This is a genomic window from Staphylococcus sp. MSU001, assembly GCF_052976705.1.
The window spans coordinates 203,229-227,893 of record NZ_JBRIKK010000001.1 but is presented as its reverse complement, the minus strand read 5'-3'; the positions used below and the strand labels follow the sequence as shown (position 1 = coordinate 227,893).

At 32.2% G+C, this 24,665-nt stretch carries 23 protein-coding genes, 1 pseudogene and 1 riboswitch; of the genes and pseudogenes, 13 read left to right on the top strand and 11 right to left on the bottom strand.

Annotation, left to right across the window (positions count from 1 at the left end; all coding sequences use genetic code 11):
• Positions 1–163: 163 nt before the first annotated feature.
• Positions 164–502, bottom strand: coding sequence for a hypothetical protein (locus tag ACVBFA_RS00990; RefSeq protein WP_070845941.1), 339 nt, complete (start codon positions 500–502; stop codon positions 164–166).
• A 247-nt stretch (positions 503–749) separates the two neighbouring features.
• Between ACVBFA_RS00990 and pepF the strand changes: the two genes are divergently transcribed.
• Positions 750–2,561, top strand: coding sequence for an oligoendopeptidase F (pepF, locus tag ACVBFA_RS00985; RefSeq protein WP_126122776.1), 1,812 nt, complete (start codon positions 750–752; stop codon positions 2,559–2,561).
• Between the two features lie 92 nt (positions 2,562–2,653).
• Here pepF and phoU read toward each other — a convergent pair whose 3' ends face one another.
• From phoU to cvfB, 6 genes are all read right to left on the bottom strand, one after another.
• Complete coding sequence (phoU, locus tag ACVBFA_RS00980; protein WP_002446398.1) at positions 2,654–3,301, bottom strand: phosphate signaling complex protein PhoU; 648 nt, start codon at positions 3,299–3,301, stop codon at positions 2,654–2,656.
• A gap of 6 nt (positions 3,302–3,307) precedes the next feature.
• Entirely contained in the window at positions 3,308–4,183 is an 876-nt protein-coding gene (gene pstB, locus ACVBFA_RS00975; RefSeq protein WP_002446399.1) for a phosphate ABC transporter ATP-binding protein PstB, read from the bottom strand.
• An 87-nt stretch (positions 4,184–4,270) separates the two neighbouring features.
• Positions 4,271–5,176 (bottom strand): phosphate ABC transporter permease PstA, encoded by a 906-nt coding sequence (gene pstA / locus ACVBFA_RS00970; protein ID WP_002446400.1) that lies wholly within the window; start codon positions 5,174–5,176, stop codon positions 4,271–4,273.
• A 1-nt stretch (position 5,177) separates the two neighbouring features.
• Complete coding sequence (gene pstC, locus ACVBFA_RS00965) at positions 5,178–6,104, bottom strand: phosphate ABC transporter permease subunit PstC (protein WP_001830936.1); 927 nt, start codon at positions 6,102–6,104, stop codon at positions 5,178–5,180.
• Positions 6,105–6,310: 206 nt separating this feature from the next.
• Positions 6,311–7,288 carry a PstS family phosphate ABC transporter substrate-binding protein gene (locus ACVBFA_RS00960; RefSeq protein WP_002490009.1) on the bottom strand — a complete coding sequence of 326 codons (978 nt, stop codon included), beginning with the start codon at positions 7,286–7,288 and terminating at the stop codon, positions 6,311–6,313.
• 617 nt (positions 7,289–7,905) lie between these two features.
• Positions 7,906–8,802 carry an RNA-binding virulence regulatory protein CvfB gene (gene cvfB / locus ACVBFA_RS00955; protein WP_002489980.1) on the bottom strand — a complete coding sequence of 299 codons (897 nt, stop codon included), beginning with the start codon at positions 8,800–8,802 and terminating at the stop codon, positions 7,906–7,908.
• 210 nt (positions 8,803–9,012) lie between these two features.
• Here cvfB and ACVBFA_RS00950 point away from each other — a divergent pair, with 210 nt between their 5' ends.
• The 9 genes from ACVBFA_RS00950 to lysA all read left to right on the top strand — a co-directional run bounded on the left by ACVBFA_RS00950 (position 9,013) and on the right by lysA (position 19,496).
• Positions 9,013–10,620, top strand: a complete 1,608-nt coding sequence (locus ACVBFA_RS00950; RefSeq protein ID WP_002446403.1) for an ABC-F family ATP-binding cassette domain-containing protein — start codon at positions 9,013–9,015, stop codon at positions 10,618–10,620.
• A 345-nt stretch (positions 10,621–10,965) separates the two neighbouring features.
• A riboswitch (Lysine riboswitch) is annotated at positions 10,966–11,145 on the top strand.
• A 53-nt stretch (positions 11,146–11,198) separates the two neighbouring features.
• The gene (locus ACVBFA_RS00945; protein ID WP_002446404.1) at positions 11,199–12,431 is read left to right on the top strand and encodes an aspartate kinase; all 1,233 of its coding nucleotides are present in this window, start codon (positions 11,199–11,201) and stop codon (positions 12,429–12,431) included.
• Between the two features lie 70 nt (positions 12,432–12,501).
• Positions 12,502–13,491, top strand: a complete 990-nt coding sequence (locus ACVBFA_RS00940) for an aspartate-semialdehyde dehydrogenase (RefSeq protein ID WP_046044544.1) — start codon at positions 12,502–12,504, stop codon at positions 13,489–13,491.
• A 1-nt stretch (position 13,492) separates the two neighbouring features.
• Positions 13,493–14,377, top strand: coding sequence for a 4-hydroxy-tetrahydrodipicolinate synthase (dapA, locus tag ACVBFA_RS00935; protein WP_002446406.1), 885 nt, complete (start codon positions 13,493–13,495; stop codon positions 14,375–14,377).
• Positions 14,377–15,099, top strand: a complete 723-nt coding sequence (gene dapB, locus ACVBFA_RS00930) for a 4-hydroxy-tetrahydrodipicolinate reductase (RefSeq protein WP_126122645.1) — start codon at positions 14,377–14,379, stop codon at positions 15,097–15,099. Before dapA ends, dapB begins: the two co-directional genes overlap by 1 nt.
• 21 nt (positions 15,100–15,120) lie before the next feature.
• Positions 15,121–15,843, top strand: coding sequence for a 2,3,4,5-tetrahydropyridine-2,6-dicarboxylate N-acetyltransferase (gene dapD / locus ACVBFA_RS00925; protein ID WP_002490004.1), 723 nt, complete (start codon positions 15,121–15,123; stop codon positions 15,841–15,843).
• Positions 15,844–15,999: 156 nt separating this feature from the next.
• Entirely contained in the window at positions 16,000–17,151 is a 1,152-nt protein-coding gene (locus ACVBFA_RS00920) for an amidohydrolase (RefSeq protein WP_002476112.1), read from the top strand.
• A 5-nt stretch (positions 17,152–17,156) separates the two neighbouring features.
• Positions 17,157–18,230 carry an alanine racemase gene (locus ACVBFA_RS00915; RefSeq protein WP_002476122.1) on the top strand — a complete coding sequence of 358 codons (1,074 nt, stop codon included), beginning with the start codon at positions 17,157–17,159 and terminating at the stop codon, positions 18,228–18,230.
• Positions 18,231–19,496, top strand: a complete 1,266-nt coding sequence (gene lysA / locus ACVBFA_RS00910) for a diaminopimelate decarboxylase (protein WP_002476125.1) — start codon at positions 18,231–18,233, stop codon at positions 19,494–19,496.
• 131 nt (positions 19,497–19,627) lie between these two features.
• Here the strand turns inward: lysA and ACVBFA_RS00905 are convergent.
• The 3 genes and pseudogenes from ACVBFA_RS00905 to msaA all read right to left on the bottom strand — a co-directional run.
• Positions 19,628–19,828 (bottom strand): annotated as a pseudogene (locus ACVBFA_RS00905) (hypothetical protein); the annotation flags it as partial.
• A 418-nt stretch (positions 19,829–20,246) separates the two neighbouring features.
• Positions 20,247–20,447 (bottom strand): cold shock protein CspA, encoded by a 201-nt coding sequence (gene cspA / locus ACVBFA_RS00900; RefSeq protein WP_001831260.1) that lies wholly within the window; start codon positions 20,445–20,447, stop codon positions 20,247–20,249.
• A 180-nt stretch (positions 20,448–20,627) separates the two neighbouring features.
• Positions 20,628–20,936 (bottom strand): regulatory protein MsaA, encoded by a 309-nt coding sequence (msaA, locus tag ACVBFA_RS00895; protein WP_002446415.1) that lies wholly within the window; start codon positions 20,934–20,936, stop codon positions 20,628–20,630.
• Positions 20,937–21,094: 158 nt separating this feature from the next.
• Between msaA and ACVBFA_RS00890 the strand changes: the two genes are divergently transcribed.
• The 3 genes from ACVBFA_RS00890 to ACVBFA_RS00880 are packed head-to-tail and all read left to right on the top strand — an operon-like array spanning position 21,095 to position 23,183.
• On the top strand, positions 21,095–21,364 hold the full coding sequence (locus ACVBFA_RS00890; protein WP_126122560.1) for an acylphosphatase: 270 nt from the start codon (positions 21,095–21,097) through the stop codon (positions 21,362–21,364).
• A 39-nt stretch (positions 21,365–21,403) separates the two neighbouring features.
• Positions 21,404–22,030: a 5-bromo-4-chloroindolyl phosphate hydrolysis family protein gene (locus ACVBFA_RS00885; protein WP_033862497.1), complete on the top strand. Its 627-nt coding sequence runs from the start codon at positions 21,404–21,406 to the stop codon at positions 22,028–22,030.
• Positions 22,031–22,052: 22 nt separating this feature from the next.
• Complete coding sequence (locus ACVBFA_RS00880; RefSeq protein WP_126122565.1) at positions 22,053–23,183, top strand: toxic anion resistance protein; 1,131 nt, start codon at positions 22,053–22,055, stop codon at positions 23,181–23,183.
• A 75-nt stretch (positions 23,184–23,258) separates the two neighbouring features.
• Here the strand turns inward: ACVBFA_RS00880 and brnQ3 are convergent, their stop codons facing one another.
• On the bottom strand, positions 23,259–24,602 hold the full coding sequence (gene brnQ3 / locus ACVBFA_RS00875) for a branched-chain amino acid-like transporter carrier protein BrnQ3 (RefSeq protein WP_002457648.1): 1,344 nt from the start codon (positions 24,600–24,602) through the stop codon (positions 23,259–23,261).
• Positions 24,603–24,665 lie beyond the last annotated feature (63 nt).

Below are 24,665 nucleotides of genomic sequence, written 5' to 3'. Positions count from 1 at the left end.
CACTTTCAACGAATAGGAAAAATATTAAATAATAAATTTCATTAAATTGTTTTCATCAACATCTATTATAGTATGACTTTTTTTAATTAATAATAAAAGAGATAAAAAAAGAAATAAAAAACAACTTTGCTTAAGATAAGATGATAGCAAAGTTGAAAAGTTGTTATTTATGATGACGACGAAGTGACTCTTCATCATCATATTTGCGAATCTCTTTTTCCAATTTTATTTTTCTACGATTTTTTCTCCAGTTTCTAGAGAAATACCAAATAAGAAAGCTTATAATTAAGCTCATTATGCCTAAGAATCCCGCATATCCAAGCAGTGGTTGATACGAAATGCTTTGAAAATTTGGTATAAAAAAGGCAAGTACTGCTAAAATTACAAAAGTAATGATTGCAGATTGAAACCATTTATTTAATACAAGTGTGTAAAATACAGTTAATAAAATCATACCAAGAATGGTAATCCACAAATAGTTTGGCATATCAAATATTGTCATTGCACGTGCTCCTATAAGTAAAGTTTACTTACTATTATACAACTTATTAATATAATATCATTCAGACTTAAGAAGTAATCATTTTTTAACATTATTTATTTAACAAGATTATGTTAATACTTATAACATGATTATACTAATTATAACATTACTAAATGTTACATAACATCTGTTTAGGCGTCCTTTGTGAGATTGTTATTGAATTTTAGTATAATGTCATTAAATGATTTATAAAGGAGTGTCAAAAATGAGTGAAGGTTTACCTTTGAGAGAAGAGATTCCGGTAAGAGAAACTTGGGATTTGAAAGATTTATTTACAAGTGATCAAGCATTCTATCAAACATTGGAACAAGTAGTACAAATGTCTTTAGATTTTAATCATACATATTATCAAAAACTTAATAACATAGAAACAATAGAAAAGGCATTAGATGAATATGAAAGGATACTTATAGAAATAGATCGTTTATATAATTATCCAGAACTTAGATTAAGCGTTGATACGTCTAATGAAGAAGCACAAAAAGTTAACGCAAAACTTAATACGACTTCTGGAAAAATTGCTAGTTTATTATCTTTTGTAGATTCCGAAATTTTGGAGTTATCTGATGAGATAATAAGTGAATTAAGGTCTCAAACCAAATACCCACATTTTATTAAACAACTTCAAGATCGTAAGCCATATCAATTATCTGCTGATGTTGAAAAAGTATTAGCTACATTAACACCAACATTGAGAAGTCCGTTTGAATTATACGGTACTACAAAAAGTTTGGATATTAATTTTGAATCGTTTGATTATGAGGGTGTTACCTATCCATTGGATTATGCAACTTTTGAAAATGAATACGAAGATCATCCATCTCCTGAATTTAGACGTAAAAGTTTTAGAGCTTTTAGCGATGCATTAAGACAATATCAACATACGACGGCTGCAACATATAATATGCAAGTCCAACAAGAAAAGATTGAAGCGGATTTACGAGGATATGATTCTGTTATTGATTATCTTCTACAAAATCAAGAAGTAACAAAAGATATGTTCGATAGACAAATTGATGTCATTATGAGTGATTTAGCCCCAGTTATGCAAAAGTATGCAGAGATTATTCAACGTGTACATAACCTGGATAAAATGCGATTTGAGGATTTAAAAATTTCAATAGACCCTAACTTTGAACCAGAAATATCAATTGAAGAATCGAAAAAATACATTTATGGAGCGCTCAATGTACTTGGTGATGATTATGTGAAAATGTTAAAGTCTGCCTATGATTACCGCTGGATTGATTTTGCTCAGAATAAAGGAAAAGATACTGGAGCATATTGTGCAAGTCCATACGTTACACATTCATATGTGTTTATTTCATGGACTGGGAAAATGGCTGAAACATTCGTTCTTGCACATGAATTAGGACATGCAGGTCATTTTACATTAGCGCAGAAACATCAAAATTTGCTGGAATCTGAAGCGTCTATGTACTTTGTAGAAGCACCTTCCACAATGAATGAAATGTTGATGGCAAATTATTTATTTAATAGTAGTAATGATCCTCGATTTAAACGTTGGGTTATTGGTTCGATTTTATCTCGAACTTATTATCACAATATGGTTACTCACCTTTTAGAAGCAGCGTATCAACGTGAAGTGTACCGCCGCGTCGACAATGGAGAATCATTAACTGCCCCACTTCTAAATGAAATAATGTTGAACACATATAAAGCATTTTTCGGTGACACTGTTGAAATGACTGATGGGGTTGAATTAACATGGATGAGACAACCACATTACTATATGGGATTGTACTCATATACTTACTCTGCTGGATTGACAATAGGTACAGTTGTATCACAATGTATCAAGAATGAAGGTCAACCGGCTGTTGATCGTTGGTTAAAAACACTACAAGCTGGTGGTAGTCAATCTCCAATTGAATTGGCGCAAATAGCTGGCGTCGATATTACGACTGACGCCCCTTTAAAAGAGACAATTAACTATATTTCAAATTTAGTAGATGAATTAGAAGTATTAACATATCAAATAGAAGAAAATTCATAATGGTTAAAGCAAAATATCAAACCCCACCTGAAACTGTGGCATAGAATTCAGGTGGGGTTGCTCATTATAGAAATACAATAGGATTTGATAATTTAATCAAAAGTTTCAAAATGTTGACCTGTTAAATAATAATAAACACTTTCAGCAATATTGCTTATATGATCACCTATTCGTTCTAAGTGTCTAGCCGCTAAGTGTGCTTGACCAGCTACGAATGGGTCATTATCGATTAAGTAACTGGTATTGACGATGTTAACGTATAAATCATCAATATCTTCATCTCTTTCAATGACTTCTTTTATCAGTGGTAAATCTTTGTTTCTAATAGCGTTATTCAAATCTTCTAACATGAGCATCGCTAATTTACCCATGGTTTTTAAACGTGTAAACACATAGTTATCATTTATTTTAACTCTTAAACGTATATGAGCAATACTAGCGGCATTATCTCCCATTCGTTCAAAATCTGTAGAGATTTTGAGTGCTGCCATCATCATACGTAAATCTGTGGCAATAGGTTGTTGTCTAGTAATTAGCATGATTACCTTCTCGTTAATTTCATGATCTAAATGGTTAATTTCCTTGTCTTTCTCAATGGTTTGTCTTGCGAATGATTTCTTTTCTTCCCCTAAAGACACTAGTGCATTGTTAATATTAAAATATACACGAAGACCAAGACGCCGTAAATCTTTAATTAATCCATCTAGCTGACCTTCATATTTTTGTCTAATAATTGCCATTGCATCTTATCCAAAACGACCAGATATATAATCTTCAGTTTGTTTGTCTGCAGGATTTGAAAAGATTTTATCAGTATCATCATATTCATTGACATATCCATTTAAGAAGAAAGCAGTTTTATCTGAAACACGCGCAGCTTGTTGCATGTTGTGTGTAACCATAATAATTGAGTAATTTTCTTTTAATTCTTGTACAAGTTCTTCAACTCTTAATGTAGAAATAGGATCTAATGCTGACGTAGGTTCATCCATTAAAATGACATCTGGTTCAATTGCTAAACATCTAGCTATACAAACACGTTGTTGTTGTCCACCTGATAATCCATAAGCATTTGTATGCAATCTATCTTTTAATTCATCCCATATTGCAGCGCCACGTAATGATTTTTCTACGATTTCATCTAGAATTTTTTTGTTTTTAATACCGTGAGTCTTAGGACCATAAGTAATATTATCATAAATTGATTTAGGGAATGGGTTAGGTTGTTGAAAAACCATTCCAACGTTAGTACGTAGCTTCTCTTTAGAATACTTTGCATCAAATATATTTTGGTCACGATACAAAATTTTGCCTGCAGTTTTCACAGATGGAACTAATTCGACCATTCTATTTAAAGCTTTGATGTATGTAGATTTACCACATCCAGATGGTCCGATTATTGCAGTCACATTATTTTCCAATATATCTAAATTAATGTTTTGTAAAGCATGATTTTCTCCATACCATAAATCTAGATTTTGAGTTGAATAAACAATCTTCTTTTCACTGTCTGGAATTGTATATTTCTTATTGTTTTCAGTAGTAACTATTGTGGCAACTGAGTCTTGATTATTTGTTTGTGCGTCTAATTTCTCTTTGTCTGCTACTTGTGAATTAACCATAATTAAAAACTCCTTTATATCTTGAGACCTAGATGATATAGGTCAATAACGTTTATTTATAAAAATGCATTTCCCTTATAAGTTCGATTAGAATTTTTTACTAAATTTATTACGTAGAAGTATCGCTATAGCGTTCATCAATAATAAGATAACGAGTAGAACGATAATGCCTGCTGATGCAACGTTTTGGAATTCTGCTTGAGGCATTTTTGCCCATGTATAAATTTGAGTTGGTAACGCAGAGAATTGGTCGAGTAATCCGCTTGGTGTTGCTAAAAGTATCGTTGGTATACCTATCATTACAAGTGGTGCTGTTTCTCCTAATGCGCGTGATAAAGATAAAATGAAACCTGTTAAAATACCAGGTAATGCTGCCGGTAAAACAACTCTTCTAATTGTTTGCCATTTATTAGCACCAAGACCATATGATGCTTCTCTGACTGAACTAGGAACTGCTCTGATAGCTTCTTGACTAGCAACGATAATAACAGGCAAGATTAGTAGTGACATTGTAAGAGCAGCTGCTAACACGCTATTACCTAAACCTGCCGCGCCCACAAACAATGTATAACCTAGTAAACCGAACACAATTGAAGGAACACCAGCTAAATTAGATATACTCACTTTTACGATTTGTGTGAAAATATTGTCTCTTGCGTATTCTTCTAAATAAATGGCTGTACCTATTCCTAAAATGATGCTAATTGGAATAATACTTAAGATTAACCAAATGGAACCTACTAATGCCCCTTTAATACCAGCATCTGCTGGTGTTGAAGATGAAAAATTAGTGAAAAATTCGGGAGTTAGATGTCCCGCCCCTTTAACGAAGGTTTGAATTAATAGTGCTACTAAAACAATGAGCCCTATTAATGTACATAATAAAAATAACCATTTGTTTACCGAGTTTTTCTTATCACGAGAAGAAATATTTTTTTCTACGGCATCTTTATCAATCAATGTTTTATTAGCAGTATTTGAATTTGTAGACATATTAATACTCCTCTCTGAATCGTTTAGAGATCCATTGTGATAATAAATTCATAATTAAAGTGAAAATGAAAAGTGTAAATCCTACAGCGTAAATACTATAGTAAATATCAGAACCAAATGCTGCATCACCTGTAGCAATTTCAACAATATATCCTGTCATCGTTTGAATTGAACTTGTTAAACTTAGAGATGATGTTGGTGAACTACCAGCAGCTAAAGAAACGATCATTGTTTCCCCTATTGCTCTTGATATACCTAATACAATTGAAGCAACAACGCCTGATGTCGCCGCCGGTAATACAACTTTTGTAGCGACTTCAAATTTAGTTGCGCCTAATCCAAATGCACCTTCACGAATTTTATCAGGTACAGATGACATCGCATCTTCACTCATACTTGTAATCATAGGGACGATCATTATACCCACAACAATACCAGGACTGATTGAATTAAACTCTCCTAAGTTAGGAATTAGATTCCTTAATATAGGTGTAACAAATGTTAAAGCAAAGAAACCAAATACAATTGTAGGAATCCCAGCCAAAATTTCTAATATTGGTTTAATGATTCTACGTGAACGATCAGATGCATATTCATTAAGGTAAATAGCTGCACCTAAACCAATTGGAACTGCCACGATTGTAGCAATAACAGTAATTTTCAATGTGCCAATGATGAGTGCCCAAATTCCAAATTCTGGCGATGAACCAGTTGGGTTCCAGGTACCAGATAAAAAGAATTTAGATAATGGTACTCGTGTGAAGAACGTAATCGTCTCAGTTAAAAGTGTAAATAAAATAGCAATTGTAGTTAATATAGATATAGCTGAAATAATAGCTAAAATAATTGGGACAATTTTATCACTTAGTCCGCCCTTTTTAGCATTATTCTTAGCTATCATTTCTCTCACCTTTGTTTGTGAAGCCATGTAAAACCCTCTCTCTTATCTCCCAAAATAATTTAAAAAAAGAGTGGGAATTGCTTTTATGAGAAAATGAGTTTATTCATATTTATTAGAATATTTACTCATTATCTGCAAAGCTGAAAAGGGTTCGACAAAGTGGCACATTGACCACTTTGCCTGATACCCTTTCAAAAATTCCCAACCCTAGGTGTTTATTACCTTAGTATTCATCATTTATCTTCTGATTTTTTGTCGTCTTTCTTATCAGACTTTTGATGTTTATCTAAAAAATCTTTTAAGTCATCTAATTGAGATTTATAAGTTTTCTTAGGTGAAGCTACATAACCAGCGTCTTCAGCTGCTTGACCTTCATCTTCAAGTACAAATTTCATGAATTCTGACATTACTTTATTGTCTTTTAATGATTTGTCTTTAGCATAGATAAATAATGGTCTGCTTAGTGCGTATGAACCGTTTTGAATTGTTTTCTTAGTTGGTTCTGTAACTTTGCCATTGTCATCTTTGATTTTAACTTCTTTTAATTTATCTTTATTTTGTTCGTAGAAATTATAACCGAAGTAACCGATACCTTCTTTGTTTTTAGTTACTGAAGATACAATCGCGTTAGTATCAGCATTCTTCTCAGCTTTGATATCTTGTTTATCCATAACTTCTTCTTCAAAGAAGTCGTAAGTACCATGACTTGAGTTAGGTGAAACAGCATTGATTTTTTTATCTGGCCAACTAGAGTTAACGTCTTTCCATGTTTTAGCTTTTCCAGAGTAAATATCTTTTAATTGTGATTTAGTTAATTCTTTAACAAAGTCGTTATCTTTATTAACTGCAATTGTTACACCATCTTGTGCAATTTTGAATTCGTGATATTTAATCCCTTTATCTTCTAATTTTTTCTTTTCTTCGTCTTTAATAGGTCTTGAAGCGTCTGAGAAATCAGTTTCGCCAGCAATGAATTTTTGGAAACCAGCACCTGTACCAGCTTGACCTGAAGAAATTTTAGCGTCTTTATGATCTTTAGCCCATTTTTCGTTTAATTTTTCAACGATAGGAGCTACTGTAGACGATCCTTCACCTTTAGCAGAACCTTTAAGATCTTTGCCGTCTCCTGAACCTCCATTATTTCCGCCACAAGCGCCAAGTAAAACCGAAGCACCTAATACAGTAGTACCGACTAATTGCCACTTTTTCATTGAAACATCCTCCTAATGTAAATAACCTATAATGGTATATGTATTTCTTACAGTTCTCATGTTACATATCTTTTATTAAATCAAAATAGAGTTATTGTAAATTTTTTGTTAAGAATGAGATTTGAATTAATGTAACGTGTATTAAAATTTAATTTGCTAACATAGTTTTAAAAAGAATAAAAATACTTGATTGAATGAATAGATGAGACATTGGGGATTATTATAGTGGAGAGAGAATTTTAATAAATTGTATCTAATCTGGTCCTTTAAGGTCATATTATTTCTTTAATTAATTACGTTAACGAAATGATTTAGTTCTTTAAATGAAGCACTTTAAAATATATATCATTTAGGATTTTAAAATAAGTGTTAAACGTAAAAAAACACTTGAGTTATCAGTTGATATCTCAAGTGTGTATAACGTATAGGTAATATTATGATTAAATTAATTAAAAGTACGCTATTATTAAATTTTTTATTGTCAGTCAAGTTTTCCAAAATATAGAATGCTATAAATACTGTAATTTAGAGCTTATTTTCATGATGAGATAACGAATTCAATAAGAATTACTTTCTATCTCTACATTAATTAAGTGTATTAATGGATTTCATCCTCTTTAATCATCGACACGGCTCCACCCTTTTTTAGTAAGAGTGATTTTTCCTGTTTCTATATTGATTATCTTTTTCTTATATAAATGTCCAATTGCACGTTTAAACGAGCCTTTACTCATATTAAAGACTTCTTTGATTGCATCAGGACTAGATTTATCCCAAAAAGGTAATTCACCATCATACTCAACAAGTAAATCAAATATGACCTGTCCATCATCATCAAGACGTTCATGAGCTAATGGTAAAAATGACCCATTTAATTCACCTTTTTCATTATGACCTATAATTCGGACCTCTACTTCTTCACCTAACCTTGGCTCATGTTTGCGTTCTGATTCGTGAACAAAAATTTTATAACCCTCATTACTTAATAAGAAGCTACCTACTCTGAGTAATCTATAAGCACGTGCAGAAATATATTCGTTTTGTTTACTATCGTCATTTACTGGCGTGAACATCGACTCAACAATCGTTTCACTAGCTAATCGTCCAAACATTTGATTCGTACTGTCTATTCTTAAAGTAACTAGCAAGTAGTCACCTGCTTGAGGCCAAAGTTCTTTAAGTTTCGGTAAATCTTCCCATGGAACTAAGACTTCACGAGGAAGTCCTACGTCGATATGTGCACCGTCTCTATCGGTTTTTATAACTTTAGCAAAATCATATTTATCTTTTGTAATATCAGGCATGTTTTGAGTCGCAAATAAATCGCCTGATCGGTTTGGATAAACGAAAAAACTATATTCCTCACCTATTTCAAAATCATCTTCATCAGCAACTTCTGACTGATTGAGTTTGACACTTTCGTCATTTGGCCCTTTAAGTAAATATGTTGACCCTTGTAATCCTACAACTTCTAAAAATTCTATTGAACCTACTATATCTTTATCTAATGCCATTCTATTCTCCTTAATCTATTATTCACTTTCATTTACTTTTTTCTATTTAAATAGTTAGATTTAACTTAATAAACTATATTCGTATCTATAAAATTCTTATTAATTATAACATGAGTTACTTATTCTATCATTAGCTTAATTGTCAGGTCGAAACTCTAATTATTATATGATATAATTTCTCCGTTAGAATAACCAAAAAGGAGCAGATGAATGTTACAAGTAACTGATGTAAGTTTACGTTTTGGTGATCGTAAACTATTTGAAGATGTAAATATAAAATTTACAGAGGGTAATTGTTATGGATTAATTGGTGCAAATGGTGCTGGAAAATCTACATTCTTAAAGATTTTATCAGGCGAAATTGATTCACAGACTGGTCATGTATCTCTAGGTAAAGACGAGCGTTTGGCTGTATTAAAACAAGATCATTTTGCTTATGAAGATGAACGTGTTTTAGATGTTGTGATTAAAGGACACGAACGTTTGTATCAAGTGATGAAAGAGAAAGATGAAATTTATATGAAACCTGATTTCAACGATGAAGACGGTATTCGTGCTGCAGAACTTGAAGGAGAATTTGCAGAAATGAACGGTTGGAATGCTGAAGCTGATGCCGCTAATTTATTATCAGGATTAGGCATAGAACCTGACTTACATGATAAAAATATGTCTGAACTTGAAAATAATCAAAAAGTTAAGGTATTGTTAGCTCAAAGTTTATTTGGTGATCCTGACGTTCTTTTACTAGATGAGCCTACCAATGGTTTAGATATACCAGCAATAAGTTGGTTAGAAGACTTTTTAATTAATTTTGAAAATACTGTCATTGTCGTTTCGCATGACCGTCACTTCTTAAATAATGTTTGTACTCATATAGCTGATTTAGACTTTGGCAAAATTAAACTTTATGTTGGTAACTATGATTTCTGGTATCAATCAAGTCAATTAGCACAAAAAATGGCACAAGAACAAAATAAGAAAAAAGAAGAAAAAATGAAAGAGTTACAAGATTTCATCGCACGCTTCTCAGCAAATGCTTCTAAATCTAAACAGGCAACAAGTCGTAAGAAACAATTAGAAAAAATTGAATTAGACGATATCCAGCCATCATCTCGTAGATACCCTTACGTGAAATTTACCCCTGAACGTGAAATTGGAAATGATTTACTTACAGTAGAAAATCTTTCTAAAACAATTGACGGCGAAAAGGTACTAGACAATGTTTCATTCACTATGAATCCTAATGATAAAGCTATTTTAGTTGGTGATAGCGAAATTGCTAAAACAACATTGTTAAAAATTTTAGCTGGAGAAATGGAACCAGATGAAGGTACATTTAAATGGGGCGTAACGACATCTTTAAGTTACTTCCCTAAAGATAACTCTGAATTCTTTGATGATGTCGATATGAATCTAGTTGAATGGTTACGTCAATACGCCCCAGAAGACGAACAAACTGAAACATTTTTACGTGGTTTCTTAGGACGCATGTTATTTAGTGGTGAGGAAGTTAAGAAAAAAGCAAGCGTGCTTTCAGGTGGAGAAAAAGTACGTTGCATGTTAAGTAAAATGATGCTATCAAGTGCTAATGTACTTTTACTTGACGAGCCAACAAACCATTTAGATTTGGAAAGTATCACTGCTGTAAATGATGGATTAAAATCATTTAAAGGTTCTATCATCTTCACTTCTTATGATTTTGAATTTATTAATACAATCGCAAATCGAGTGATTGACTTGAATCAAGCTGGTGCCCTTTCTAAAGAAGTACCTTATGAGGAATACTTACAAGAAATTGGCGTATTACAAAATAATTAATAATTGTTTTAACATTTATACAAGAGTCCGGGACATTTATCAAAGTCTCAGACTCTTTGTTTATATCATTTAATCTTTATTCGGTTGTTATGGGTATTAGATTAATATTGTTATCGTTTCAGTTATAAACTTTTAATATTGATCAAAAATTAAAAATACATACTTTTAAATACTAATACTTAAAAATCTAGATAAGGTGTTTAATTTGTAATAAGCGTATTAAATTTATAAAAATTACTTATCATGTGAATTCACACGTAAATTTTCAGTATATTTTTAAAAATCTAAAATATTGGTTTACATAGATATATTGTCTATGTATAATGAAAACATATCAATTGAATAAGATTTTGATGAGGCGCATCAATCATGAGTAAACTTTAGATAATTTGTCTGCTAACAATTATAGAGTTAAAAGGGTGAGATGCCGAAATGATTCATAATAGCAGTTATGAATCGTTGGACTTAATGGTTAAGAGCTATAAGTTTGTCATTATTATTAAATAATGGAGTGCATCACTTGTACATAAATGTAGAACAAGTTCGGCATTCCGAACTTGTTCTTTTTTATACTGTGTATGTCTCCTCTAATTATAGGAGGACTGAAATTGAATAGAAGCGTTTTAAAATTTGGCGGTTCTTCCGTCAGTGATTTTAAAAAAATAAAAAATATCGCTGAAATGCTTAAAACACGCATTGAAGATGGTGAGGAATTAATCGTTGTTGTTAGTGCTATGGGTAAGACAACTGATCAATTGATGAATAATGTATCAAGTCTTACTTCTACCCCTAAAGATCAAGAACTCGCATTGCTATTAACAACTGGTGAACAACAAACGGTTTCTTACCTTTCTATGGTACTTAATGACATAGGTGTAAATGCTAAAGCAATGACAGGTTATCAAGCTGGCATTAAGACTGTAGGACATCACTTAAAAAGTAAAATAGCAGAAATTAATCCCAATATTTTTGATGAGGCTTTTAAAGATCATGACATTTTAGTTGTAGCTGGATTTCAAGGTATAAACGATGATTTCGAACTTACTACACTTGGACGAGGTGGTTCTGATACTACAGCTGTAGCTTTAGCAGCAAGCAATCAGATACCTTGTGAAATTTATACTGACGTTGATGGTGTGTATGCAACAGATCCTAGAATACTAAATGAAGCGAAGCGTTTAGAATATGTCTCTTATGAGGAAATGATGGAAATGAGTGCGCTTGGTGCAGGTGTACTTGAAACGAGAAGTGTTGAATTAGCCAAGAATTATGATATTCCTCTTTACTTAGGAAGAACTTTATCAAATATGAAAGGAACATGGATTATGTCTAAAAGTGATTTATTAGAAAAAAAAGCAGTAACTGGTGTTGCATTGGATACACACATGATGCACGTCACGATAAGTTATCCCCTACCGGATAATCAGTTACTAACACAATTGTTTACCGCATTGGAAGAAGAATCTGTAAATGTTGATATGATTTCTCAAATTGTAAATTTAGAAGGTTTACAATTATCTTTTTCAATTAAAGATAGTGATGCACATCAAATTTCTTCAATTCTGGAAAATTTATCAATACACTTCTCAGCACTTGATTATAAAATTAATGAAGCATATGTCAAAATATCTTTAATTGGATCAGGTATGAGAGATATGTCAGGAGTAGCATCAAAAGCTTTTATGACGCTTATCAATTCAGATATTCCATTTTATCAAACGACGACATCGGAAATTAGCATATCTTATGTAATAGACGAAGAAAATGGTGAAAAAGCAGTAGAAGAATTGTATCATGCCTTCGAAATTTAGCATTCATGTGATATATTTATTATAAATTTTCTAAAAATTACTAATATTAAGAATGGAGTGACTATTTATTATGACAAGATTAGCAGTAGCTGGAGCAACAGGATTAGTTGGAACAAAAATGTTAGAGACACTAGATCGAAAACAAATACCTTTTGATGAATTAGTATTATTTTCTTCTGCTCGCTCAGCAGGAAAAAAAGTTGAATTTCAAGGACAATCGTATACTGTTCAAGAATTAACTGATGAAGCAGCAAGTGAACATTTTGATTATGTTTTAATGAGTGCGGGAGGTAGCACAAGTGAGCACTTTGCCCCACTATTTGAGGCGGCTGGAGCCATTGTTATTGATAATTCAAGTCAATGGAGAATGGCTGAAGATGTCGATTTAATTGTTCCAGAAGTGAATGAGCCTCAATTTACACGTGGTATTATTGCCAATCCAAATTGCTCTACAATTCAATCAGTTGTACCTCTTAAAATTTTGCAAGATGCATATGGATTAAAACGTGTCGCTTATACGACTTATCAAGCTGTATCAGGTTCTGGTGTTAAAGGTAAAAGAGATTTAACTGAAGGCGCTAATGGAAAAGAACCTGAAGCATATCCCTATCCAATTTACAATAATGTATTACCACATATAGATGTTTTTCTTGAAAATGGGTATACAAAAGAAGAACAAAAAATGATTGATGAAACGAAAAAAATTCTTAACGACCAAAACTTAAAAGTAACTGCCACATGTGTACGTGTACCAGTACAAGATAGTCACAGTATTGAAATCGATGTGACTTTAAATCAAGATACTACAGTTAAAGAGATACAAGAATTATTTGCACAAGATCAACGTGTTGTTCTTGTAGATAATCCAAGTAAAAATGAATATCCATTAGCCATTCATTCTACTGGCAAAGATGAAGTATTTGTAGGACGTATTCGCCGAGATGACTCTCTTGAAAATACATTTCACGTATGGTGTACCTCTGATAATTTACTCAAAGGCGCAGCATTAAATGCAGTTCAAGTATTAGAACAAATTTTAACTTTGAAAGGGGCAAGATAATATGACACACATGTTTGAAGGCGTTGGTGTAGCATTAGCGACTCCTTTTACCAATAATGAGGTTGATTTCGACGCATTAGAAAGACATGTTCAATTTCTTTTAGATAACAATATCCAAGCAATTATAGTGAATGGCACTACAGCAGAAAGTCCTACATTAACTGACGAAGAAAAAGAGAAAGTATTGGCAACAGTAGTTAAACTCGTAAATCATAACGTTCCTGTTATTGCGGGTACTGGCACTAATAATACGTATAAATCAATTCAAGCTTCAATACGTGCGAAAGAAATTGGTGCAGATGCAGTCATGTTAATTACGCCCTATTACAACAAAACGAATCAGCGTGGTTTAATTCAACATTTTGAGACAATCGCAAATGAAGTGAAATTACCAGTAATTCTTTACAATGTGCCCTCACGAACAAACATGACGATAGAGCCAGAAACAGTTGAAATTCTCAGTCATAATCCATATATCGTTGCTTTAAAAGATGCGACAAATGATTTTGAGTATTTTGATGAAGTAAAACAACGTATTAATGCAAATGAATTTGCATTATATAGTGGGAATGACGACAATGTTGTGAAGTTCTATCAACGTGGAGGTAATGGTGTCATCTCTGTAATTGCGAATGTAATTCCACAAGAATTTCAATATTTATATGATAATAGACAAAATGAAACCGATATTACTAATTACTTTAAACCTATTGAAAAATTGTTAGAAGCGTTGTCACTTGACGTTAACCCAATACCTATTAAAGTTCTAACTGCATATTTGGGTTATGGTCATTACGAAGTGAGATTACCATTAGTGCCTCTAGAAGAAGCACAATGTAAACAAGTTGAAAGAGCATTTGAACAATTTAAAGCAGGTGAACAATAATGAACATACTACTAATTGGATATGGTGCAATGAATCAAAGAGTTGCACGATTAGCTGAAGATAAAGGTCATGAAATTGTTGGAGTCATAGACAGAACTCCAAAATCATCGACACCTTATTCTCAATATAAACACATTAGTGAATGTAAAGAAGCTGATGTTGCTATTGACTTTTCAAATCCTGAATTGCTCTTTCCTCTATTAGAAGAACAATTCAATCTGCCTCTTGTCATCGCAACTACAGGTAAAAAAGAAACGTTAATACAAAAATTGGAAACGCTAAGTCAAAGAACACCTGTATTTTTTAGTGCAAATATGAGTTATGGTGTCCATGCATTAACTAAAATATTAGAAACTGCAGTTCCCTTACTCGAAGATTTCGATATCGAACTGACAGAAGCGCATCATAATAAAAAAGTCGATGCTCCTAGTGGCACATTAGTTAAATTGTATGATGTCATTAAAGAATTACGTGACAATGTCTCACCTGTTTATGATAGACACGAAAAAACTGAGAAGCGTACACATGATGAGATAGGTATACATGCTGTTCGTGGCGGTACGATTGTCGGGGAACATGACATTTTATTTGCAGGTACTGATGAAACAATTACTATCTCACATAGAGCACAATCAAAAGATATCTTTGCAAATGGTGCCATTGGCGCTGCAGAAAAATTAATTCACAAAAACCCAGGTTTTTATACTTTTAATAATCTATAAATCAAAGGAGTTATTCAAATTATGGTACAACATTTATCAGCTCAAGAAATCATTCAATATATTAGCGATGCTAAGAAATCAACACCACTCAAAGTTTATGTAAATGGTCATTTTACAAATGTGACATTTCCAGAATCTTTTAAAGTTTTTGGCTCAGAACATTCAAAAGTAATTTTCTGTGAAGCAGATGAATGGAAACAATTTTATCAACAAAATCATTCATTAATCACTGAATTAGAAATTGAGATGGATCGTCGTAATTCAGCTATACCTCTTAAAGATTTAACAAACACAAATGCTCGTATTGAGCCAGGTGCGTTTATTCGTGAGCAAGCTATCATTGAAGATGGTGCTGTGGTTATGATGGGTGCTACGATTAATATTGGAGCTATTGTAGGTGAAGGAACAATGATAGACATGAACGCAACACTTGGTGGCCGAGCTACAACAGGAAAAAATGTTCATGTTGGTGCAGGAGCTGTTTTAGCTGGTGTCATTGAACCTCCAAGTGCTTCCCCAGTTGTCATTGAAGACAATGTTTTAATTGGAGCAAATGCTGTTATTCTTGAAGGTGTACGCGTTGGTGCAGGAGCTATTGTAGCAGCTGGAGCTATTGTAACTCAAGATGTGCCAGCTGGTGCTGTAGTTGCTGGTACGCCTGCTAAAGTAATTAAACAAACTTCAGAAGTTCAAGACTCAAAACGTGAGATTGTGTCTGCATTGCGTAAATTAAATAATGAATAACGACATAGAATAATTGTGTAGATAAAAAATATGTTCAAGGTGGAATCCAATGATTAATTTATATAGGATGCATTAATCATTCATTTCGCCTTTTTATTATAGAATGATACACATTGAAATATTAATGAAATAGTTATACAAGGGATGGATGATTTTATGAACGAGTTAGAATTCGTTACATTGCACAGAAGACATTTACATCAATATCCAGAATTAAGTTTACATGAATTTGAGACGACATCGTATATAACATCATTTTTAGAGGATTTAGGCGTACCTTACGACCGACCACTTAAAACTGGTGTTATTGCTTATTTGGAAGGTAATAGTCATCACACTATTGCATTCAGAGCAGATATAGACGCGTTACCAATTTATGAAGAAAATGATATTGATTTTAAAAGTAAAAATGATCACGTCATGCACGCGTGTGGTCATGATGGACATACGACAGCACTTATGCTTTTTGTTAAAAGGTGTAAAGCATTGTATGACAAATCTGAATTACCTCATAATGTAGTGTTTATATTTCAACCTGCCGAAGAAACTGGTGGAGGAGCTAATCGCTTAATCAAAGCTGGCGCTTTTGACAAGTACCCTATTGAAGCGGTATTTGGTTTTCACGTTAATCCGTTTGAAAAAGAAGGTAAAATTGTAATTCGGGATGAAGAAATCACTGCAAGTGCCACTGAATATCGCTTCTTTTTAAAAGGATTATCTAGTCATGTTGCTGATAAGGAGCAAGGTCATTCATGTGGTGAGGGGTTACAACATGTCTTAAGTCAAATCGGTCAAATCCAACAGTTTCATTTGAATGGATTGAAACGTAACATTATTCATATGGGTCATTTTGAAGCTGGTGAAGCTATTAATACAGTACCGAGTCATGGTTATCTTGAAGGTACTATTCGTACATATGACACTGAAGATTTGGCTATTGTAAAACACCAAATGCATAAAATAGCGGAAAGTGTTCAATTATTATTTAATGTTGAATGTGAGGTTAAATTTGAAGAAGGATATCCACCAACAATGAATCATCCACAATTACGTCAAGCCGTTGAGAATGCTATAGAAGGTGCAAATTTAGAAGTTGTTGAAAAAAAGCTCCCCTTCCTGTTCGGTGAAGATTTTAGTTTTTATGGTCAACAACTTGCCCCTTCATATTTTGTATTTGTTGGTACTCAAAACAAGGAAAAAGGTTTTGTGACTGGTCTTCATACTGCACATCTTAATTTTGATGAGAAAATATTAATTGACGTTGTAAATTATTACGAGCATTTGTTAAGAAATTATAAAGAGGTGTAAAGCAATTGACAGCAATTTGGTCATTAGATACAGAAGCATTTTATCAGAATGCAGTAAAAGTAAAAAATAACGAACCAATAATGGCAGTTGTAAAAAACAATGCATATCATTATGGACTTGAGTTTGCAGTGAAAACATTTTTAAAAGCGGAAATTAATACATTTAGCACAACTTCATTAAATGAAGCTATACGAGTTAGAAAAATAGCACCTGAAGCAACTATATTTTTAATGAATCCTGTTTATGATTTTGATTTAGTAAAACGTTATGATATTCATATGACACTCCCCTCTTTAAACTATTATTATAAATATAAACAAGATTTAAAAGGCATTCATGTACATTTAGAATATGAAAATTTATTACATCGTTCTGGTTTTAGAAATATCGAAGAAATACGTGAAGTTTTAAAAGATCATGATCAAAATAATCAAGATAAAATGATTATTTCAGGAATATGGACGCATTTTGGCTATGCAGACGAATTTGACGTAGATGAATATAAAATGGAACGTGATGCTTGGTTAAACTTGATAAATACACTTTTAAATGAAAATTATCATTTTGATATGATACATTCACAAAATAGTGCAAGTTATTTTCGTGAGAATCAAATGTTACTTCCTCATCACACTCATGCTAGAGTTGGAATTGCCCTTTATGGTTCAAGACCATATAGTCTTATAAATGAAGAACGCATTACTCAATCTTTGACTGTTAAAGGTAATGTTATACAAGTTCGTGATGTAAATAAAGGTGATTATTGTGGATATAGTTTCGCCTTCGAAGTAAAGAATGACCACACTCAATTAGCTGTTGTTGATATAGGTTATGGCGATGGTATTCTAAAATCAAGAGCAAAACACGAAGCTATAATTAATGGTAAGCGATATCCAATTAGAGCATTAATGATGAGTCATATGTTTATTGAAGTTGATGACGAAGTTCATGCACAAGACGAAGTCATATTATATAATAAGGATATACGCATAGATGAATTTACATTTAAAGGTGTTGGCGCAAATTCAGAACAATTAAGCGCAATGAATCACGATTCTCTTATAAAGGAGTATTTATAAATGGTAGTTAATTATAACGATAACGGCGAACTGACAATGGGAGGTACAAGCTTAAAAACTATTGCACAAAGTTTTGGTACACCCTCGATTGTTTACGATGAAGACCAAATTCGTAATCAGATAAGACGATATCATAAAGCATTTGAAGCAAGTGGTTTAAGCTACAATATATCTTATGCCTCAAAAGCTTTCACATGTATTCAGATGGTCAAATTAATTGATGAAGAAAATTTACAATTAGATGTTGTTTCTGAAGGTGAACTTTATACTGCTCTTGAAGCAGGATTTGATTCGAAACGTATTCACTTCCATGGGAACAACAAGACGAAACGCGAGATTCAATATGCTTTAGACAATCAGATTGGTTATTTTGTAGTGGATACGCTCGAAGAAATAGATCTTATTGATAAATATGCTGATAGTAATGTGAATGTTGTATTACGTGTGAATCCTGGTGTTGAAGCACATACACATGAATTTATTCAAACTGGACAGGAAGATAGTAAATTTGGATTATCAATCAAACACGGTCTAGCATTAAATGCAGTTAATAAAGTAAAAGCAACGAAACATTTGCAACTTAAAGGAATACATTTCCATATTGGCTCTCAAATCGAAGGCACTGAGGCGATGATTAAGACAGCTAAAATTGTGCTTAATTGGTTAGCAAGTGAACGAATTGAAGTGAGTTTGCTTAACATAGGTGGTGGTTTCGGAATTAAATATGTCGAAGGAGATGAAAGCTTCCCTATTGAGCAAGGAATATCTGAAATTACTGAAGCTATTAAAGAAACTGCACAAGCATTGCAGTACAATATTCCTGAAATTGGGATAGAACCTGGCCGTTCAATTGTTGGAGAAGCAGGTATCACTTTATATGAGGTTGGTACAATTAAAGATATTCCTGGAGTTAATAAATATGTATCAGTTGATGGCGGAATGAGTGATCACATACGAACTGCACTTTATGGTGCACAGTATGAGGCGTTGTTAGTTAACAGAAATGAAAAAGCTAATGAATCTGTAACAATTGCAGGTAAACTCTGTGAATCTGGTGATATTATCGTACGAGATGCTCAATTACCCTCTTCTGTTCATAGAGGTGATTATCTAGCAGTACTTTCTACTGGTGCGTATCATTATTCAATGGCTTCAAATTATAATCAAATGCAAAAACCTTCAGTATTTTTCTTGAAAGATGGAAAAGCACGTGAAGTGATTAAACGTCAATCATTGAGACAATTAATTATTAATGATACAAAATAATTCTAAAAAGTGAGCGAGTAAAAGCGCATCTACTATCAATATGATTTCGCTTAAAATCTATTTAAAAACGCCTTGGATAGGTTCAGTATATCTATCCGAGGCGTTTTTACTTACTTTAAATTAAATGAAATTTAAAATTGAATTTTTCTGAAAATCCTAATTGCTAAGAGGTAAATAATGATTATATAAACAATAGTAATAGAGCTCATTATTGATAAGTTTAAAATAAAACTTTTATCGGTATCTAAATTTGTGAAATTTGAAGGGAAAAACTTGATTTTATTAATATTGTCTGTAATCTTTATGACCACATAACATAAAATCATACTGATATATGAATAAATTATTTAGTCTTAATTTTTTAATTTTAAAATTTACCATTTAATGAAACGACCACGGTAACCAAAATAAAAACGACCAATTGAAACCTGCAATAATTTAAAAGGATTTGGCATAACAATATATCCTTTACCCTACTTATTACTTATATTATAAAGAGCTTAAAATAATAAATCAATAAATGATTATATTGGAGACTATATTATTTAATGGAAGTTTTGGAGAAGTTATGCTTTTCTTTAAACACAGACATGCAAAAAAATAATGAGATAGTCATAATTCTTATTTTGGGCATAAAAAACAGAAAGAAATTAAAATTAATTTCTTTCTGTGATACGGTATGTATTGATATAAAAAACACCTTACTGCTTGGTAAGGTGTTAGTTAAAGTCAATGATTACAATCTATTTATTATAGTTTAACAACGTTTGCAGCTTGAGGACCGCGATCGCCTTCAACTACTTCAAATTCAACTGATTGACCTTCTTCTAATGATTTGTATCCTTCTTGGTTAATTGCTGAGAAGTGTACGAATACGTCGTTTTCTCCTTCAACTTCGATGAAACCAAAACCTTTTTCGGCATTAAACCATTTAACTGTACCTTGTTTCATAACTCTGAAACCTCCAAGACTAAATTCTTTCAATATGCATTATTCGCATATTACAAAAAATACATGTCTAAAATCTAATATAAATCAAATATTCTTTGCAATATGGAATAAAACAATTGCTTAATAATCATTATAGTTTAGTCATAGCTAAATTGCAATACAATTATAGAAAATTATCATTCAATCTATTTTTGGAAGATTAAAATAAACCTCATTATTTTTTAAAATAATAAAACTATAAAATATTTGTAAATCTTCCTCACAGTCTTCACAAAAGTTTAAATCACAATTGTTGTAAAAAGCATGTATATTATACTTCCCTACTACATAATTGTCGTAACATTTCTTACTATGGTTTAGTACATTTATGTAATACTCCATCATTTGTTCGTATGTAGTAAATTCTGATTGCTCCACAATTTTTTGTGGCCAATCATCAAATAGCCACCAACCTTCGTAGTCAGCCCTGATCTTGACTACTGTCCACATAATAATTTCCCCTTCCCTACTATAAAGCTACAACAATAATTTTAACTTTTCATGTTTTAAAATCAAGTTTCAAGCCTTGTGATATAAACAATTTTTTGAATAGCAAATATTAGTTTTTTACAATTAAAATACGTATAATAAAGACAAGAGGTGATTTTATGCAACGTAAACATATTCAAGTTTTTGGTACAGTACAAGGTGTAGGATTTAGATTTTACACGCAACGTATTGCTCATCAATTTAATATTAAAGGTACAGTCCAAAATGTTGAGGACTATGTAGATATATATGCTCAGGGCGACGATACAAAATTAGAACAGTTTATTGATTCTGTGATCCAAGGTGCTTCACCGGCTTCACAAGTGTCTAATTACAATATTGAAGAATTAGACCTTGATGAATCTTTATCAGAGTTTAAGACAATTTAGGTTTATAATATAAGACTTTAATATAAAGGAAGATGACACTTGAGATATAACATTTCACGTATATTTGGAGTGTTAGTGGGTATACCAGTGGCCTTTATTGTTTGGCTTATTACTGTTTTTGCGTTGGATTTATCATTCATTATAGACATGCTTATCAGTTTTGGTAGTTTCATTGCATCATACTTCCCTACGCAAAGGCTCACTTCACGAAAGTATCTTAATGAAATTGGTTTATCAAGAAGAGATTACAGATATGTTCAATCACAGCTTCATCATGCACATACTAAAATTAGAACTATCTTAAAGTCATTTATTAATATTCGTTCAATCAAAGATTTTAGACAAGTAAATGATATATATCGAATTTCTCGTTCTATTCATACAAGCATTAAGCAAAGACCCGCGATGTTTTTTAAAGTTGAAAGCTTTTTCTATTCTCATTTAGATAATGCCCTTAACTTAATAGACTCGTATACACGTCTTGCAAGAATGCCACGTAAGTCGCAAGATGAAAAGCTAAAATTAGAACAAACACGTATTACTCTGGATGAAATAAAAAGAACGCTCATTGCTGATCTTAAAAGGCTTAATGAGGAAGATTATGAGCGACTAGATGTTGAAATAGAATTAAATAGATTAGAACAGCAACGTCGACATAATAATTAATAGAAATGGAGAGATGAGTGAGATGGTAAGTGAACAAAGTAGTAATCGGTCACATCCACTTGATTACTATATGGATAATCAATCAACTGATCATCATACAATCGCTGAAGATCTTGAAATGCAATTAACTGAAAATGATAAACAAAGAATTAAATCAATAAGTGAGCAAATTGAGCCACTTAACCATGAAGGATTATTAAAATATGGTGCTAATCTTCAACAAAAGATGTCTCATTTTTCTCATCAAATTTTAGATGACGTTCAATCAAAAGATATGGGACCAGTTGGGGAAACTTTAAGTCAATTAATGGGAAAATTAAAATCTGTAAATCCAAATGACATAAATCCAGAAAAACAATCTAGATTAAAGCGTTTATTTAGACGTACTAAAGCTTCTATTAATGAAGTGTTTTCTAGAATGCAATCTGTAAGTTCTCAAATTGATCGTATTACTATTCAATTAGAAAAACATAAAGATCAGTTAACTAAAGATGTTGAATTTCTTGATCAATTATATCAGGAAAATAAAACATATTTTGATAACGTTTCTTTATATATCTTAGCGGCTCAGAAAAAGAAAAAAGAAATATTGACAGAAACCATACCCCAGTTACGAGAAAAAGCGCATCAAACTGGTAATCAAATGGACATTCAGGCAACTGCTGATATGGAACAGTTTGTTGATCGTTTAGATAAGCGCATTTATGATTTACAATTATCTAGGCAAATTGCTATTCAAACTGCACCTCAAATCCGTATGATACAAAATGTCAACCAAGCTTTAGCCGAAAAAATTCAAAGTTCAATTTTAACAAGTATTCCTTTATGGAAAAATCAAATGGCTATTGTCCTTACTTTGATGAGACAAAGAAATGCTGTTTCAGCACAACGTTCGGTTACCGATACTACGAATGAGTTACTTACTCAAAATGCGTCAATGTTAAAGAAAAACGCTATTGAAACGGCAGCTGAGAATGAGCGTGGCATCGTTGACATCGAAACGTTAAAGACAACACAAAATGACATTATTGAAACAATTGAACAAACACTTCAAATTCAAGAAGATGGTAGGCAGAAACGTCAAGTTGCAGAGAAGGAACTTAATGAATTAGAACAAGATTTGAAGCAGCATCTATTATCTATGCGCAAATAATAAAAAACACTCGTCACATGTGATTTAGATTTAGTCTATCACTTATTTGACGAGTGCTTTTTATTTTAAATTTACTTATTCTTTTTGATATACAATGTTAGATTGTTTAACAAAATAACTAATCATGTAACCAACAAGAGTTGCTACAACAGCAATTGGGAACCATTCAAGTGAATATTCTTTTAAAGGTAAACTATCTATAAATGAAATACGTATCCACCCTTGTGTCGTTATTAAGCTTAAGATTGATTCAATTGCTACAATAATTAACGGTATTTGTTGTGCAATACGTTTTGTAGGTATGAAGCGAGCAATGAGTATTAACAAAATAACTGTAATAGCCACTGGATAGATTACACTGAGTACAGGGACTGACATTTTAATTACGGAATTAAGTCCTTGGTTAGCTAAAATGAAACTAACTAAAATGAAAAACACCACAAATACTTTATAAGGTATCTTAGGTATTATTCTATGGAAATATTCACTTACTGATACGATTAATCCACAAGCAGTAGTTAAACATGCTAATGATACGATAATACCAAGTAAGTATTTTCCGAAAGTACCAAAGCCCTTCGTTGCCATTGTTGTGAGTAAATACGTCCCTATATTTTGATCTTTAGCTTTCAATTCCTTTAGAGTATCTGAAGGAATATTGATATGATTGCCTATGTACCCTAGCGAAATATATATAAATACTAATGCGATTGCAGCTATGAGACCAGCAATAATGGTCTGTTTAAAGATTTTATCAGCATGCTGTATTCCTGTTGTTTTAATCGCATTAACAACAATCATTGAAAACGCAATAGAAGCAATAGCATCCATTGTAAGGTAACCTTGTGTAAATCCTTGTGAAAATCCACTTAAATTGGAATGATAAGCATTTGTCATGCCGTAATTTGAAGAATGTCCACCAAAATCTACAAAACCTTTAATGATCATAGCGACAATGGTAATAAGTAATAAAGGTGTAAGTAATGAACCAATACGATCTATCATCTTATTAGGATTCAAGCATAAATAAAGAACGATTAAAAAATAGATTACTGTAAAAATAAATAATGCTAAATTCCCACTATTATGTGCAATAGGAGTAACAGTCATTTCAAATGAAGTTGAAGCTGTACGTGGTATCGCAAATAATGGTCCTATAGTGAGATAGATGATAATCAAAAATATTAATGAAAATCGTGGTGATATTTTATTAAAAGACCCAATATAACCATGTTTATCAAGCGCGCCTACCACAACGCCAAGAAGCGGTAATCCAATACCCGTAAGTGCAAAGGCTAGTATGGCTGGCCAAAAGAAATGACCACTTTCGAGTCCAAGTTGTGTTGGAAATATAAGGTTACCTGCGCCAAAAAACATAGCGAATAAAGTAAAGCCTATAATCCACGTATTTTTATTCATAATGCTGCTCCTTTTTATCTAATAATGCAACATTCAATATTCTATCATAATAAAGAAATATTA